Below are 13,402 nucleotides of genomic sequence, written 5' to 3' on the forward strand. Positions count from 1 at the left end.
TAGCTCGCTGGGCTCATAACCCAGAGGTCGCAGGTTCAAATCCTGTCCCCGCTACGAGACGAAGGGGCCGGCCACCACCGGCCCCTTCGGCGTTCCCGCGCGGCGTGGGCCGACCGCCGCGGACTCCCGCTGCCCGCGCATGCACGTTGCCGCAGGGCGTTCCTGTCGCCGCTCGTCCGGCCGGGCCGGGCGGGGAGACGTCCGGGGCTCAGAGCATCAGCAGGAGCCGCGTGTTCGCCACGAGCTTCCGGTTCACGCTGGTGCTCTGCACGAAGATGGTGAAGTCGTCGTTGTGGTCCGGCTTGACGCGGACTTCCGCGTCCGGCAGGCCGAGCAGGGTTCGGGCCTCGGGCCCCGTGTACACCCGGTCCGTCTTCTTCTCCAGCACCGCTATCTGCTTCCGGGCCTGGATCTTCTCCGATTTGCTCAGCTGGTAGAACGCACCACCGGTACGGTAGGTGTGCCCGGACTCGACGACCCAGTCCCGGATCGCGGCGTCACGGGACACCTCGATCAGCTGGTACTGCGAGGGGTCCACCGGTGCGAGGCCGGCCGCCTTGATGGTGTCCCTGTTGACCGCCTCCGCACCCGTGGAGAACACCGCCCGCGATCCCCGGATGCCCTTGCTGCGGCCCACCATGAACTTCTCGGTGGCCACCTGTATGACCTGCCCGGCCTCCTCCAGACCCCGGGTGCTCGTGGCGTCCCAGACGGCGATGTTGTCCTTCGGGAAACCGCACCGCATGGCCTCGCGCTTGCCCACCTGGTCAGGCACGAGGACGGCCAGCGTCCAGTTGTCCTGCTGCGTCTCGATCATCTCGGCCACAGCCTCGACCAGTTCACGCGGATCGCTGGCAGGGGCGTCCGGGCAGCGGTGACTCGCGTTCTCCTGCCCGTCGGTGAGTACGAACGTCAGGAAGCTGTGGTCGCCGTACAGTTGAGCCGTCTGCGCCAGCTCCCGCTGCGACTTCAGCGCGGCCGCCAGCAGAGCCGTCATCCCACCGACCCGGTACAGCTGCTTCAGCGACGGCATCCGCAGCACGTCCTTGTCGTAGATGACGCACTCCACCGTGTCCGCGAAGACGTACACGGTGACGCGGGTCTCCTGGTCCAGTTCCCCCGACCGGCGGGCAAGGTAGGCGATCTGCTGGTCGGCGACTTCGACGACCTTGTCGCTCAGGTGCGACATGGACGAACTGGCATCCAGCACAAGAGCGACGTGGTTGATGTAGTTCTGGCTCCCGGACATGGCAGCTCCCCCTCTTTCCGTGACTCGATGTTCCTACCGTCTCACCCACCACTGACAATCGCTCTTCAACCCGGACCAGGCCGGCCCGGCCACCGCCTCGCCGGTCGGCCCGACCAGGTCGAGGGCCTCATCGGCGCTTGCCGACTCGCGCCCCCGCACCGGTCGGCGGGGCCACCCGGCCGTAGTCACGAAGCCCCCCACAGCGCCGGCCGCGGCAGTCGGGATCAGCCGCAGTTGGTGCCGTACCTGCCGAAGCGCACGTCGTTGATGTCGCCCCACCAGTCCACGCAGGAACCGGCGGCCCTGACGTAGACCGGGCCGACGTACGAACGGAACTCGCCGCCGTCGCGGCAGCGAGGCAACAGCGCGGTGATCGAAGCGCGCGGGCTGTCGCACCGTTGCAGGCCGGGGCCGGGGCCGGGGCCGGTGTCGGCTGGTCGTCGGCGGTGGTCGGTGATCCGTCGGTGATCTGTCGGTGACTGCCGGGACATTGGAACTCGTTGGCGCCGAGCCGGCAACGGCACCGGCCAACGGCATCGCAGCATCCCGACTCGCTCTGGAGCGGCGCACCCGGCGTGACCTGCCGGGTGCCGTCCGCCCAGCGGTCCGTCATCAGGAGGAAAGTCCCATGACCACTGACGTCACGATCATCGGCGCCGGGCTCGGCGGCCTCACGCTCGCCCGCGTCCTGCACCTCCACGGAATACCGGCCACGGTCTACGAGGCGGAGCCCTCCCCGGCCGCGCGTTCGCAGGGCGGGATGCTTGACATCCACGACTACAACGGGCAACTAGCCATCAAGGAAGCTGAGTTGGTGAACGAGTTCCGTGGCCTCATCCTGGAGGGCCGCCAGGCGTTGCGGGTCCTCGACCCGGACGGGACCGTCCTGCTCGACAAAGCCGACGACGGTACGGGGGGACGCCCCGAGGTGCAACGCGGTGAACTGCGGCAGATCCTGCTCGACTCACTCCCGGTCGACACCGTCCGGTGGGGACACAAGGTCAGCGGCACCCGCACGGTCGGCGAGGGCCGGCACGAGGTGACGTTCGCCGACGGCGGCACCGTCGTCACCAGCCTGCTGGTCGGCGCGGACGGCGCGTGGTCACGGGTCCGGCCGCTGCTCTCCACCGCCACGCCCGTGTACGTCGGCAAGTCGGTCGTCGAGACCTACCTGTTCGCCGCCGACACCCGGCACCCGGCGGTCGCGAAGGCGGTCGGCGGCGGGACGATGATCGTGCACGCGTCGGACAGGGCGATCTTCGCTCACCGGGAGCGGGACGACACCCTGCACGCCTACGTGGGGCTGTCCGAGCCGCAGGACTGGTTCGACGCCATCGACTTCACCGACGCCAGGGCGGCCACCGCGCGGATCGCGCGGGAGTTCGACGGATGGGCGCCGGAGCTGACCGCGCTGATCACCGACGGCGACATGCCGCCCGTCCTGCGCCCCCTCTACGCTCTGCCGACCGGGCACCGCTGGGACCGGGTGCCGGGGGTGACCCTGCTCGGCGACGCCGCCCACCTCTCGATCCCGAACGGCGAAGGCGCCAATCTGGCCATGCTCGACGGCGCCGAACTGGGCAAGGCTCTCGCCGCGCACCCCGACGACACCGAGGCCGCGCTCACCGAGTACGAGAAGGTCATGTTCCCCCGCAGCGCCGAGGCCGCCGCCTCTGAAGACGCCGAGGCCCACAGGACCGACGCCGAGAACACCGCAGCCCACGGTCTGAGCGCCGCGGTCACCCGGCACGAGCAGTCCCGATAGGGCGTTCGGCCGCGGTGGCCGCCCCGTGGCCGAGGCGGGTGCCGTGCTGCACCGCCTCGACGTCGACACGCACCGCGCCGACCCGCCGGGAGGCGCGCCAGCCCTATCCCTTGCCGAAGGCGATCAGGGTGCCTCCGGCGCCGGGGACGAAGAGACGGGCCCTGGACGTGGCGATACCGGGGACGACGAAACCGCGCCAGTCGTCCTCGGCGAGGATGGGCGACATGGGCGGCGGCGCCGGGTAACGCCGGTACGACCAGGCCGGCTTGCCGGTCTTCTGGTCGAGCACGACGAGGCGTCCGTCGGCGTCCTCCACGTACACATAGCCATGGGCCACGAGACGCACGGTGGCCGCCTTCACGGAACTGGTGTACGTCCAGGCGGTTTTGTACGTGCTGGTGCTGAGCGCTCTGACCTTGCCGCGGTAGGCGACGTACACGCGTCCCGGGCCGAAGGCCGGGGTCGCGTCCGCGTGCAGCCTCCGCACGGCCGCTCCCGTCTTCCGGTCATAGGCGGTGACGGTCTCGTCGTCGCTGTCGCTGCTGCGCATCCAGGCCGCGCCCGCGCCCAGCACGACCGGGTTGCCGTAGGCGCCCGAGACGCCGGGGACCTCGAACCGGTGCAGTTCGGCACCGGTCTTGCGGTCGAGGTGGTGCCAGGCGATGCCGTCGAAGCCGATCCACACGCCGGAGGCGTCGACGACGGTCGGGGCCCAGGAGTACTCCGACAGCGGTGCCTTCCATACCCGGGCGCCGGTGTCGGCGCGCAACGCCATCGCCGTGCCGCGGCCGTCCTGCAGGTAGAGCAGACCGTCGTACCAGACGGGCGGGTACTGCATGGACGCCGAGTCCAGGCTCACCGACCACCTTCGCCGACCGGTGGCCGGGTCCCACGCGGCGATCGTGCCGCGCGAGGTCTGCGTGTAGAGCAGGCCGCCCCCGTACGACACCCCGGCCTGGGGCTCGTTCTGCTCCAGGGAGACGGCCGGCCACAGGTCCTTGCCGGTGGCCGCCTGGACTCCGACGAGCATCATGCGCGGGCCGCCCTCGGTGCCGTCGTCCGCGTTGACGACGGCGTACACCTTGTCGCCGACCGCGACGGGCGCCGAGACGACGGTCCCGAAGTCCCGGGACCACAGCTTCTTGTACGGCGGGGCCGCCGTGGCCCCCACGACGAGGCTGTCCGCCCGGCTGTCGGCGCGGTAGCCGAGCGTCGCGTCCCTCAACTCCGCCGCCGTCGCGGTCCGCCCCGGCACCGGAGCCGCCGCCTGTGGCGAACCGGTGCAGGTCAGCATGGTGACGGCGGCGACGCAGACGACGCCAAGTCTCGTACGTGTACGGCGTGTTCTCACCTTCAACGAGGTACCCCCTGGTCACAGGTCGCCCAGTCAGGGCGACCATGACCCAGTACCCCCACGGAATCGTCACATGTGCGGTCGGTCGAGGGCGTTGTGGTCGACGACGCACCGGCTGCCGTCGTCGGCGTGGACGACGGCGCGGAACGTCTCGCACCGGGTAGGCCGGTCGGCGAGGTCCGCCGGTTCTGGCCGGGAACGCGCCGCTCCCACCCGTACGTGCCGGCTACTCCCTACGGTCGATCTCCTTCAGGTTGGCCTCGTAGACCTCCTCGCCGAGGCGGTCCCCGCGCAGTCTGCACTCGCGCAGGGCTCTGCGTGTCCACGCCCGGGCCGCGTCGCGGTCGCCCAGGTGGAAGTGGTTCAGCCCCGTCAGGCCGCAGAGCTTGCCGAGGAAGCGCAGAGCGGGCGACTCCTCGGGGTACGTGTTCAATTCGTCGAGGAGCTGCCACAGCGCCCGGTTGCTCTCCGCGAACAGCGCCCGGTCGCTGAGCCGCTGCGCGTGCGTCAGCGCCTCGCGGCAGGCGCCCAGATGGCGTCCATGGAGCGTGCCGCGCCGCAGCTCGCGGGCGGTGAGCAGGTCGTCGAGGACCTCGGCGGCTCGTGCCGCGCCCCAGTGCCCCCGACGCCGTACCAGTTCGTGCGCGCGGCGCGCGTGCTCGATCGCTGTGTCGAGGTCGTTGCGCACGGCCGCGTGCGTGGCCAGCCGGGAGTGGATGGATGCCACCCAGACGTCGTCGGCCGCCCCCTCGGCGAGCTGCGCGCGCAGCAGTGCGTCCGCGGCCTCGAACTCCCCGTCCTCGGCGAGGACCTCCGCCTCGTGGATCTTCTCCAGCGGGTTTCCCGGCGCCTCGGCTCCCGCCAGTCGGCGCAGCGCCGCGGGACGGCCCAACCCGTCCAGTTCTCGCGCGATCCGCTGAGCCGTCAGCATGAAGGGCCGCATGGCGTCCATGTCGCCGCGGAAGCTCTCCCGCAGTTCCCTGGGCACCCGCAGCCATGCGTCCCGGTCGGCGTCGAGTGCGTCGGCGTGCCGCCGGCACAGTGCGCGGAAGCCGGCGTGATCCCCGGCCCGGTCGGCCACGCTGAGGGCACGCAGCACACGCCCCAGCTCCCCTTCGACGAACTCCCCAAGATGCGGAACCCTCACTGGACCGAAGCCCCCCACTGCAGCAGATGGCGGTACAGGTGCATGTACAGCAGCCCGGACGGGTGCTCGTATCCGGCGCCCCATCCGGACAGGAGGCCGCTGTGCGGTGCGCCGGGCGCGACGTCACCGACGACCTGCTCCACGTTCTCCGTGGCGATGTCCAGGGACACGGTGAAGGCCGGGAGGCGTGCCTCGAACACCACGCGGCACAATGCCTGGCCCACGTCGTTCGCCACCAGCCCGGACTTTCCCACCACCACCCACACGTCGGCCCGGACGGCCCGGGCCCGTAGCCGCCCGTGCGGCAGGTGCCCCACGGGAACGGGGTCCACCGCGGTCCAGCTCCCCGAGACAGCCGTGACCCGCAGCAGCTCCTCCAGCTCCGCCCGATGCCTCCGTACCCAGGACGAGATGAGCACCGCTTCTCCCTCGCACTCGGCGACGACCGCGACGTGGCAGGTCGGCGCGGGGCCGGTGAAACGCGGTGCCGGGAAGTGCCAGAACGGCGACGTGTCGGGAGGCCCGGCGTCGGCGTGTCCCTCCTCGACGTAACCTCGCAGGTTCAGGCCGCCCCACCCCTGGAGCGTGCCGATCACGCGGACCGGCCGCGCGCCATCGACCGGCTGGGACCCCGAGTAGTCCGGCATCGGGACCAGGATCCGGTCCTCAGCCATGTCCGGCAGCGGAACGACACCCGTGACCAGGGACTGCCGGCTCGTACGGCCGTTGGGCACGGCGAAGGACAGCATGCGGTCGTAGAGGTAGGGAAGGTCGCCCGGCTCCGCCATGGACAGTCCGAGCCGGCTCACACACTCCTCGCGAGTCTGCAGCCGGAACAGTTCGGTGTCGAGCAGCCCGCGCCAGATGACCAACTGGCGGTCGTGCACCAGACTGCGCAGCGACTCCGCGTCCGTCGCGGGGCCTGACGGCCGTGCCGACCCCCCTGTGTGCAGGACGTCCGGGCGCCCGCCCAATGTGGACGTCAGCGAGGTCGCTGCCTCCAGGCTGCACCAGGCCCGGCCCAGGTAGTCGGCGACGTCGTCCAGCAGCACGAGGGTGCGCCCGGCGAACTGCAGCAGGAACAGCGCCTCGAGGGTCTTGCGGAACAGCTCCTGTTCCTCGGGGCTGCGTGGTGCCTGCGGCACGCAGGTGTAGTCGTACCAGATGTGGATGCGCTCCAGCAGCGGCCGCAGGGAGGGCAAGGCGTCGAGCAGGGCACTCAGGTGCTCCAGGCCGGCGTCCTCGGACGCCTCGGCCGAACCGAGTTCGACCGCGTCCATACCGACCCGCTCCAGATCCCGGGCCGCCGATGCCAGTGACGTGTCGTCCAGCACTTCGCGCAGGACCCCGCCGAGCAGGCACTCCGCCAGGTCCGATCCGGCCACTCCGACCGGCATGTTCATCGCGGCGTGGGCCACCTGGCGGGGGACGCGCAGGCCACGCCGGTGGGCGACGTGCACCGCCTCGCACAGGGAGGCGAACAGGTGCCACGCGACCAGCCGAGCCTGCGTGCCGTCCGGGTCCGGCTGGTCGACCGCCAGCCAGCGGTGAGAGACGAACACATGGTGCCGGCGGGGGAAGACACCGCGTACGAGCCGGGACGCCGCCTCGCGCATCGTGGGAAAGCGGGCACACCTGATGAGTTCGTCCAGGGGCAGCCAACGCGACTCGGTCAGGTGCCGCCGGACCGCCATGGTGGGCTGGGGGCGTACGTCCTGCGGCTCGGTGAGCCCGTCCAGCGCGCGGGGGCGCACCGCCAGGGGAAACCTGCCGACGATCTCACCCCCGGGTTCGGCCATGGCGTACAACAGTCCCCGCTCGATGCCCATCCGGAACCGTCCGTCAGGCAGGGCGAGATGCCGGTGGGCCAGGAAGTCGCGCTGCTCGGCGAGCCGGGCCAGGTCGGCAGGCAGTCCCACCCGCTGACGCCGCCGTTCGTCCGCAGCGCGGCCCGCCAGGGTTTCGACACCGAGGAACGGAACCTGCGGGCAGGCGCACACGTAGCGGTACGCGATGTCGTCGTACGTCCGTACGCCCCCGCCCCCGCCCCGGGAATAGGCCAGCGCCTTCGCGGCGGCCTCGCTCGCGCGCCGGACGTACAGCAGTCGGGGATGCCTCCGTAACCTCTCCGGCGGGATCGACAGCATGGCCTCGGCGTCGTCGGCCGGCGGTTCGTTCCGAGACAAGCAACTCACCTTCTGTCAGGGGGGTTTGTGCCCGGACATGCGATCAAAGCACGTATCTTCTCAGCAGGGTTGCGAGCCTGACGACTACGGGGGGATGCCGCCATGGCCGAAATCGGTGACTCACTGTGGAACGACGGTATCGGCGCGGAGGACTATCGCGACGCGAGGGCCATCTATCACGCCGCGATCTTCGAGCAGTACAAGCTGTGCGTGGAGATGGCCGACCGGGTCAGTGCCCGGCGCAATCTCGCCAACACCTTCTTCCTGACCCTCCACACCGCCCTGCTCGCCTTCCTCGGCGCCTGGCTGTCCCAGGAACACCACCGCGAGGTGCCGGTCGTCCTGGCCCTGGCGGCCTTGCTGGTCCTGCTGGGCATGTGTGTCACCTGGTGGTTCACCGTCCGCTCCTACCATCAGCTGAACCGGGGCAAGTTCGAGGTGATCGGCGCGCTGGAGGAGCGCTTGCCGGCCCGTACCTTCGTGGCCGCCGAGTGGCGCGCCCTCGGTGAGGGCAGGGACTGGCGCGTCTATCTGCCGCTGAACCGGGTCGAGCGGTGGATCCCCCTCCTCTTCGCCGGCTCCTACGCCCTGGGGTTCGCCGCCGCCATGTCTCGGTGAGGCCCGCAGACGGTCCGCACCGCCCGATCGGCCATATCGGGGAGCGCGGCCGGATAGAGTGACGGCCGTACCGCCGGGGCCGAAAGGGGATTGCGCGTGGTCACGGTCGCCGTCACCGGGCACATGGACCTGGCCGATGAGGCGGCCGGGGTGGTGCGTACGGCCCTGCACGAACTGCTGGTCGGTCTGCGCGGCGACGCGCTCGTGGGGCGTTCCTGTCTGGCCCGGGGCGCCGACGTCCTCTTCGCCGAGGAGATCCTGGCCCTCGGCGGCCGGCTCGCGGTGATCATCCCGTCCAGGGACTACCGGGAAGCGGTGGTGGAGCCGACACACCTCGTCACCTTCGACGCGCTGTGCGAGGCCGCCGACGAGGTCGTGATCATGCCGTACGAGCACGCGGGGCGCGCGGCCTACGAAGCGGCCAACGTCCGCCTGCTTCAGGGCGCGGACCGTCTCCTGGCCGTCTGGGACGGCAGCGCGCCCACCGGCCGTGGTGGCGGCACGGCGGACACCGTGGCCGCCGCCCGCTCGGCCGGCCTGACCGTCGACGTCGTATGGCCTTCGGGCGCGCGCAGGTCCGGCGTCTGACGGAGGTGTGCCCGGGGCGGGGACGGGGGCGGTGCAGCCGATCCGGGCGACGCATGATCATCCTGGCCGGGAAGACGGGCCTCGGCTCCTGTCCGCGGCCGGAGCCGGCGGGACCGGCTGGGCCGACGCCTGGGACCGGGGGCGGGCCGAGGTCCGGGAGCCGGGGTGGGCCGACGCCCGGGGAGTCCGGGTGGGCGTGAGCGTGTGATCACATCACCTGGTGGCCGGCCGCGGCTCCGCCCGGGTCGTCGGCCAGGACGACAGCCACCTTGATGCGCTTGCCGACGGGCTCACGATGCACCTCGAAGCTCCGGCACACCGCCATGACGATCTCCAGGCCGTGCTGACCGACCCGGCCCGGGTCCGGCGCCATCACCGCCGGCAGTGTCGTGCCGCTGTCCCACACGGACACCTCGACCGCGCCGTCGTGGGCCTCGAGCGTCAGCAAACAGGGGCCGGGCGCGTACTTACGGGCGTTGGTCACCAGCTCGCTGACGACCAGCTGCACCATGCCCATCGCCCGGTTCGACACCGGTATCCCATGAACAGCCTGCAAGGAGGTCAGGAAAGCGTGGGCCATGTCCCGGGCGGCGGCGATCTCCTCACTGCCCTCGAACGCGGCGGAGACCGATGCCAGACGGTCTGCGCGTGGCTCGTGACCCTCGTCTTGCCCCGCCAGGTCCATAAAGTCCACTCCACGTCCTTGGCGAGTTCTCTGCCCGCCCCACTTCCCTGAAAACATCACCACAGTCTCCACACCCACTCAGTCCGCCTGCTGACCGGGTCGCGGGGCGCCCGGCGAGGAACGACGTCCAGCTGCGCGGGCGGCGCGCTGGACCGAGAGCGGCGAAGCCCTCGGAAGGCCGCTACTTGTCAGACGAGGCCTCGGTTTCCGTGGTTGCGGTGAGGACGAGGGCGGCTTGGTCGTCGTCTATGTCGTTGGGGCCTGTGAAGGTGTGCACCGCAGCGATGAGGGCGTCGACGATGGCCTGTGGGGTGTGGGGCCTGGTGCCGAGGCCGGCGCTCAGGGCGTGGGCGAGGCGCTCCTCGCCGAACTGCTGTCCTGTGCTGTCGCGGGCTTCGGTGATGCCGTCGGTGTAGAGCAGCAGGGTTTCCGTCGGCTTCAGGTGCAGGCGGTGGCTGGTCAGGCGCGGTGTCGCGCTGATGCCGATGAGGGAGCCGTCGACGTCGACGGTGCGCACGGCGTGCCGGCTGTCGATGAGGAGGGGCAGGGTGTGGCCGGCACGGACGAGGGTGATGTCCAGCCCGCCGCCGGGGGCCGGGGTGAGGTGTCCGTAGATGAGGGTGACAAAGCCCGTTCCGTGGCTTTCCGGACGGTCGAGGAGGGCCTTGTTGACGGCCTGGACGATGGTGTCGGGGCCAGGGAGGAGAGAGGCGACGGCGCGGGCGGTGTGACGGACGAGAGCGGTGGTGGTGGCGGCGATGGCACCGCGTCCGCAGACGTCGCCGAGCATGAACGCCCAGGTGTCCTCGTTCACCGGGAAGACGTCGTAGAAGTCGCCGCCGACGTCGAGTCCTTCGCCGGCAGGGTGGTAGTAGGTGGCGAGTTCGGCTGCGGGGAGGGTGGGGACCTGGGGGAGGAGGAGGCCGGCTTGCAGGTCGCGGGCGAGGCTGACGCGCTGCGTGTACTGGCGGGCGTTGAGGGCGGCCGACGCGGCGCGGCGCGCGAGTTCTTCCGCCAGGGCGACGGTGTGGCCGTCGAAACTGTGCTCGCCGGTGGTCAGCAGGGTCAGAGTGCCGAAGGCGCGGCCCCGGTCGAGGAGGGGGACGCACAGGTAGCCGGTGACTTCGAGTTCCTGCCAGGGGCCGGGCCCGGTGGGGGTGCGGCGGGCCACCTCACTGTGGCCGGAGGCAAGCACACGGGCCACGGCGTCGTCGTCGGCGTCGTACACCGGGATGTGGGAGGCGAGGAGTTTCTCACCGTCGGCGGTGGGAGCGACGGTGGCGATACGGCGCACCCGGCCGCCGTCGACGACGTCGACCGCGCACATCGGTGCCAGGCCCGGGACGCAGGAGACGGCCAGGCGCTGCAGGGTCTGGGTGTAGTCCAGGTCCAGGGAGAGCGACGTGCTGGCTTCCAGCAGGAAGGCCAGGTCATCGCGGGCGGCCTTCTCGCGCCGCTCGGCCGCGAGGCGGGCTTGTTCGGCCTGGTGGCGTTCGATGGCGAGGGCCGCCGTGTCGGCGAACACGCGCGCCAGGGCCAGGTCTGACTCCTGCGGTTCTCTGGGGACACGGTGGTACATCGCGAAAGTGCCCAGCAGGGAATGGTCCCTGCCGAGGATCGGGGTGGACCAGCAGGCCGCGAGACCGGCGGCATCGGCCAGATCGCGGAAATCGTCCCAGTAGGGGTCCGTGGCGATGTCGCTGACAATGACCATCTCGCGCCGGTGCGCCGCGGTGCCGCAGGAGCCGACGCCGTCACCGGTCGCGATCCCGTCGATGGCCTGGTTGTAGAAGTCGGGCAGGCTCGGCGCGGTGCCGTGGCGCAGGTGCCGGCCGTCAGCGTCGGCGAGCAGGACGGAGACCAGGACCTCCTCGGGGGCGAGGTCCTCGATGGTGCGGGCCATGCCTTCCAGGACCTGCTCCAGCGGGGCCTGGCGGGCGATCTGCTCCAGCAGGGCGCGGTGCTCCGCTGTCAGCCGCTGGGCGTGCTTGACCTGGGTCGTTTCCACGCCGATGACCCGCACGCCCATGACGTTGCCACCTGCGTCGAGGCGGGGCTCGTAGATGAAGTCGAAAAACGCCTCACGTGCACTGGAGCCGGTGCCGAGCATCACGCGGGCGTCGTGCCCCGTGTACGGCTCACCGGTGCGGTAGACCTTGTCGAGCAGCGCGATGAAACCCTGCTGGACGAGTTCGGGCATCAGCTGACCGAGCGGGACCCCGGTGCGGACCCGGGCTCCTCCGCCGATGGCGGTGTAGAAGGCGGCGTTGGCCGCCTCCAGCATGTGCGCGGGTCCCGCCAGGGAGGCGAACACGGCCGTCGACCGGCCGAACAGGGACCGTAGGTCATGCTCCTCTGCCGATTCCGGCGCCGCGGACCGGCCGGCGTCGGAATCGGCGGCCCGAAGAGGCTGCTGGTTGGGAACGCGGGTCATCACCCTGCTACCTCTCACTCGCCGCATGAACCGAGGACGGTGTGCCCTCGGCGGAGGAATCCTGCATACCACTGCCGGCGATGAGGGCAGCGTCAGCCGTGGAGTACACGGAGATGACGTGTTCCAGGCCTGTCAGTTTGAAAACCCGTGCCACCGATCCGGGCACCGCCGCGAGACGCAGCGTGCCCCCGTGCACAGACAGCCGCTGGTACACGCTGATCAGACCGCCGATGCCGGAGGAGTCGCAGAATTCCAGGGCGGTGCAGTCGATCACCACCAGCATCGCCGGGCGCGGCCGAGACAGGATCGCGTCCGCTGCTTCCCGCAGCTGAACGACGCTGTGATGGTCCAGCTCCCCCCGCAGAGCCAACACACTAGCCTGTCCGTCCGGCCGGACGTCTACCGAGAACACCTCAGCTGCCTTCACCTCTCGCCGAGCAGGTACAGCCCCCGATGATAGGAGCGCATTCCGGCGGACGCCGTCACAGCGGCAGCGCGAGCGACGACTGTCCAGCTGATACGGGGGGCCGGTCGGTCAGCGCAAAGGTGACCGGCCGGCCCTGCGGCGCCGGAGAGCGTGGCGGTTCAGACCTCGCCGCGCCAGGCGCCGCTCTCCACGCCGCCGCGGGACTCGATGAACTCCTTGAACCGCTTCAGGTCGCCGGTGACCTGCCGCTTGACGAGGCCGAGCTTGTCGCCGACGGTCTCGGCCAGACCGTGGGGCTCGTGGTGGAGCTGGAGCATGACCTTGGTGGTGTTGTCGTCGATGTAGTGGAAGGTGACGACACCGGCCTGCTTGGCCTCTCCGCCGACGGTGGTCCAGGCGACCCGCTCGTCGGGAATCTGTTCGGTGATCTCCGCATCGAACTCCCGCTCGACGCCGTCGATCTTCGTCTTCCAGTGGGTGAGGGTGGCGGTGCGCTGTTCGATGCGCTCGACACCGTCCATGAACTGGGGGAAGTCCTCGAACTGGGTCCACTGGTTGTAGGCGGTGCGGACGGGGACGTTGACCTCGATGGACTCTTCCACCTGCGACACGTCGAATCTCCCTTGGCTCGGCGGGGGCGTCCCGGGCCGGCTGGGTGCCCGGCCCCACGGGACTGGTGATCACTGCTCGTGTGCCACGGGCTCGCCGGTGTATGCGTCCATCTGCCATTTTGCGCCATCTCCGTCGTGCCTCCTGCCATGCCTCAGAGTGCTCTGCACAAACAAGGCGCCACCGGGGAGTGAAGGAGGAATCGCGGGGCACACGCCGTTCAGGAGGTTAATAACTATGGTTCCGTTGCTGCTTGTTCTTCTTCTGGCGCTGATACTTTTCGGTGCCGGTTTCGCCGTCAAGATTCTTTGGTGGGTCGCGGTCGCCGTCCTGGTGCTGT

At 70.5% G+C, this 13,402-nt stretch carries 12 protein-coding genes and 1 pseudogene; 4 read left to right on the forward strand and 9 right to left on the reverse strand.

The features are described from left to right. Positions 1-208 precede the first annotated feature (208 nt). Both AB0B40_RS36785 and AB0B40_RS36790 read right to left on the reverse strand, forming a co-directional pair. Positions 209-1,249, reverse strand: a complete 1,041-nt coding sequence (locus tag AB0B40_RS36785; protein WP_345058389.1) for a vWA domain-containing protein — start codon at positions 1,247-1,249, stop codon at positions 209-211. A gap of 224 nt (positions 1,250-1,473) precedes the next feature. After that, entirely contained in the window at positions 1,474-1,611 is a 138-nt protein-coding gene (locus AB0B40_RS36790; protein ID WP_362267930.1) for a hypothetical protein, read from the reverse strand. A 266-nt stretch (positions 1,612-1,877) separates the two neighbouring features. On the opposite strand from AB0B40_RS36790, the gene AB0B40_RS36795 reads away from it, so the two are divergent. After that, positions 1,878-3,014, forward strand: a complete 1,137-nt coding sequence (locus tag AB0B40_RS36795; RefSeq protein WP_345058385.1) for an NAD(P)/FAD-dependent oxidoreductase — start codon at positions 1,878-1,880, stop codon at positions 3,012-3,014. 103 nt (positions 3,015-3,117) lie between these two features. Here AB0B40_RS36795 and AB0B40_RS36800 read toward each other — a convergent pair whose 3' ends face one another. From AB0B40_RS36800 to AB0B40_RS36810, 3 genes are all read right to left on the reverse strand, one after another. Then, entirely contained in the window at positions 3,118-4,365 is a 1,248-nt protein-coding gene (locus AB0B40_RS36800) for a PQQ-binding-like beta-propeller repeat protein (RefSeq protein WP_362267932.1), read from the reverse strand. Positions 4,366-4,594: 229 nt separating this feature from the next. Beyond that, positions 4,595-5,467 carry a hypothetical protein gene (locus AB0B40_RS36805; RefSeq protein ID WP_345058381.1) on the reverse strand — a complete coding sequence of 291 codons (873 nt, stop codon included), beginning with the start codon at positions 5,465-5,467 and terminating at the stop codon, positions 4,595-4,597. Positions 5,468-5,511: 44 nt separating this feature from the next. Next, a complete protein-coding gene (locus AB0B40_RS36810; protein ID WP_362267935.1) occupies positions 5,512-7,701 on the reverse strand; it encodes a hypothetical protein in 2,190 nt (729 codons plus the stop codon). Between the two features lie 102 nt (positions 7,702-7,803). On the opposite strand from AB0B40_RS36810, the gene AB0B40_RS36815 reads away from it, so the two are divergent. Continuing rightward, positions 7,804-8,319, forward strand: coding sequence for a hypothetical protein (locus tag AB0B40_RS36815; protein ID WP_345058377.1), 516 nt, complete (start codon positions 7,804-7,806; stop codon positions 8,317-8,319). A 96-nt stretch (positions 8,320-8,415) separates the two neighbouring features. Beyond that, entirely contained in the window at positions 8,416-8,907 is a 492-nt protein-coding gene (locus tag AB0B40_RS36820; protein WP_345058375.1) for a hypothetical protein, read from the forward strand. Between the two features lie 208 nt (positions 8,908-9,115). On the opposite strand, the gene AB0B40_RS36825 is transcribed toward AB0B40_RS36820, so the two are convergent. From AB0B40_RS36825 to AB0B40_RS36840, 4 genes are all read right to left on the reverse strand, one after another. Continuing rightward, positions 9,116-9,592 (reverse strand): ATP-binding protein, encoded by a 477-nt coding sequence (locus AB0B40_RS36825; protein ID WP_362267942.1) that lies wholly within the window; start codon positions 9,590-9,592, stop codon positions 9,116-9,118. A gap of 181 nt (positions 9,593-9,773) precedes the next feature. Continuing rightward, positions 9,774-12,026 carry a SpoIIE family protein phosphatase gene (locus tag AB0B40_RS36830; RefSeq protein WP_345058373.1) on the reverse strand — a complete coding sequence of 751 codons (2,253 nt, stop codon included), beginning with the start codon at positions 12,024-12,026 and terminating at the stop codon, positions 9,774-9,776. Between the two features lie 7 nt (positions 12,027-12,033). Beyond that, the gene (locus tag AB0B40_RS36835) at positions 12,034-12,453 is read right to left on the reverse strand and encodes an STAS domain-containing protein (RefSeq protein WP_362267939.1); all 420 of its coding nucleotides are present in this window, start codon (positions 12,451-12,453) and stop codon (positions 12,034-12,036) included. A gap of 158 nt (positions 12,454-12,611) precedes the next feature. Beyond that, entirely contained in the window at positions 12,612-13,064 is a 453-nt protein-coding gene (locus tag AB0B40_RS36840) for an SRPBCC family protein (RefSeq protein ID WP_345058371.1), read from the reverse strand. Positions 13,065-13,299: 235 nt separating this feature from the next. Between AB0B40_RS36840 and AB0B40_RS36845 the strand changes: the two are divergent. Then, a pseudogene (locus AB0B40_RS36845) lies at positions 13,300-13,402 on the forward strand (hydrophobic protein); the annotation flags it as partial.

This window comes from Streptomyces sp. NPDC042638 (assembly GCF_040647235.1).
In the GTDB taxonomy this organism is placed as follows: domain Bacteria; phylum Actinomycetota; class Actinomycetes; order Streptomycetales; family Streptomycetaceae; genus Streptomyces; species Streptomyces rameus.

Bases quoted from the DNA above. Each gene is read 5' to 3' on its own strand.
- AB0B40_RS36785 (WP_345058389.1), bottom strand. From the start codon at position 1,249: ATGTCCGGGAGCCAGAACTACATCAACCACGTCGCTCTTGTGCTGGAT.
- AB0B40_RS36815 (WP_345058377.1), top strand. From the start codon at position 7,804: ATGGCCGAAATCGGTGACTCACTGTGGAACGACGGTATCGGCGCGGAG.
- AB0B40_RS36830 (WP_345058373.1), bottom strand. From the start codon at position 12,026: ATGACCCGCGTTCCCAACCAGCAGCCTCTTCGGGCCGCCGATTCCGAC.
- AB0B40_RS36795 (WP_345058385.1), top strand. From the start codon at position 1,878: ATGACCACTGACGTCACGATCATCGGCGCCGGGCTCGGCGGCCTCACG.
- AB0B40_RS36825 (WP_362267942.1), bottom strand. From the start codon at position 9,592: ATGGACCTGGCGGGGCAAGACGAGGGTCACGAGCCACGCGCAGACCGT.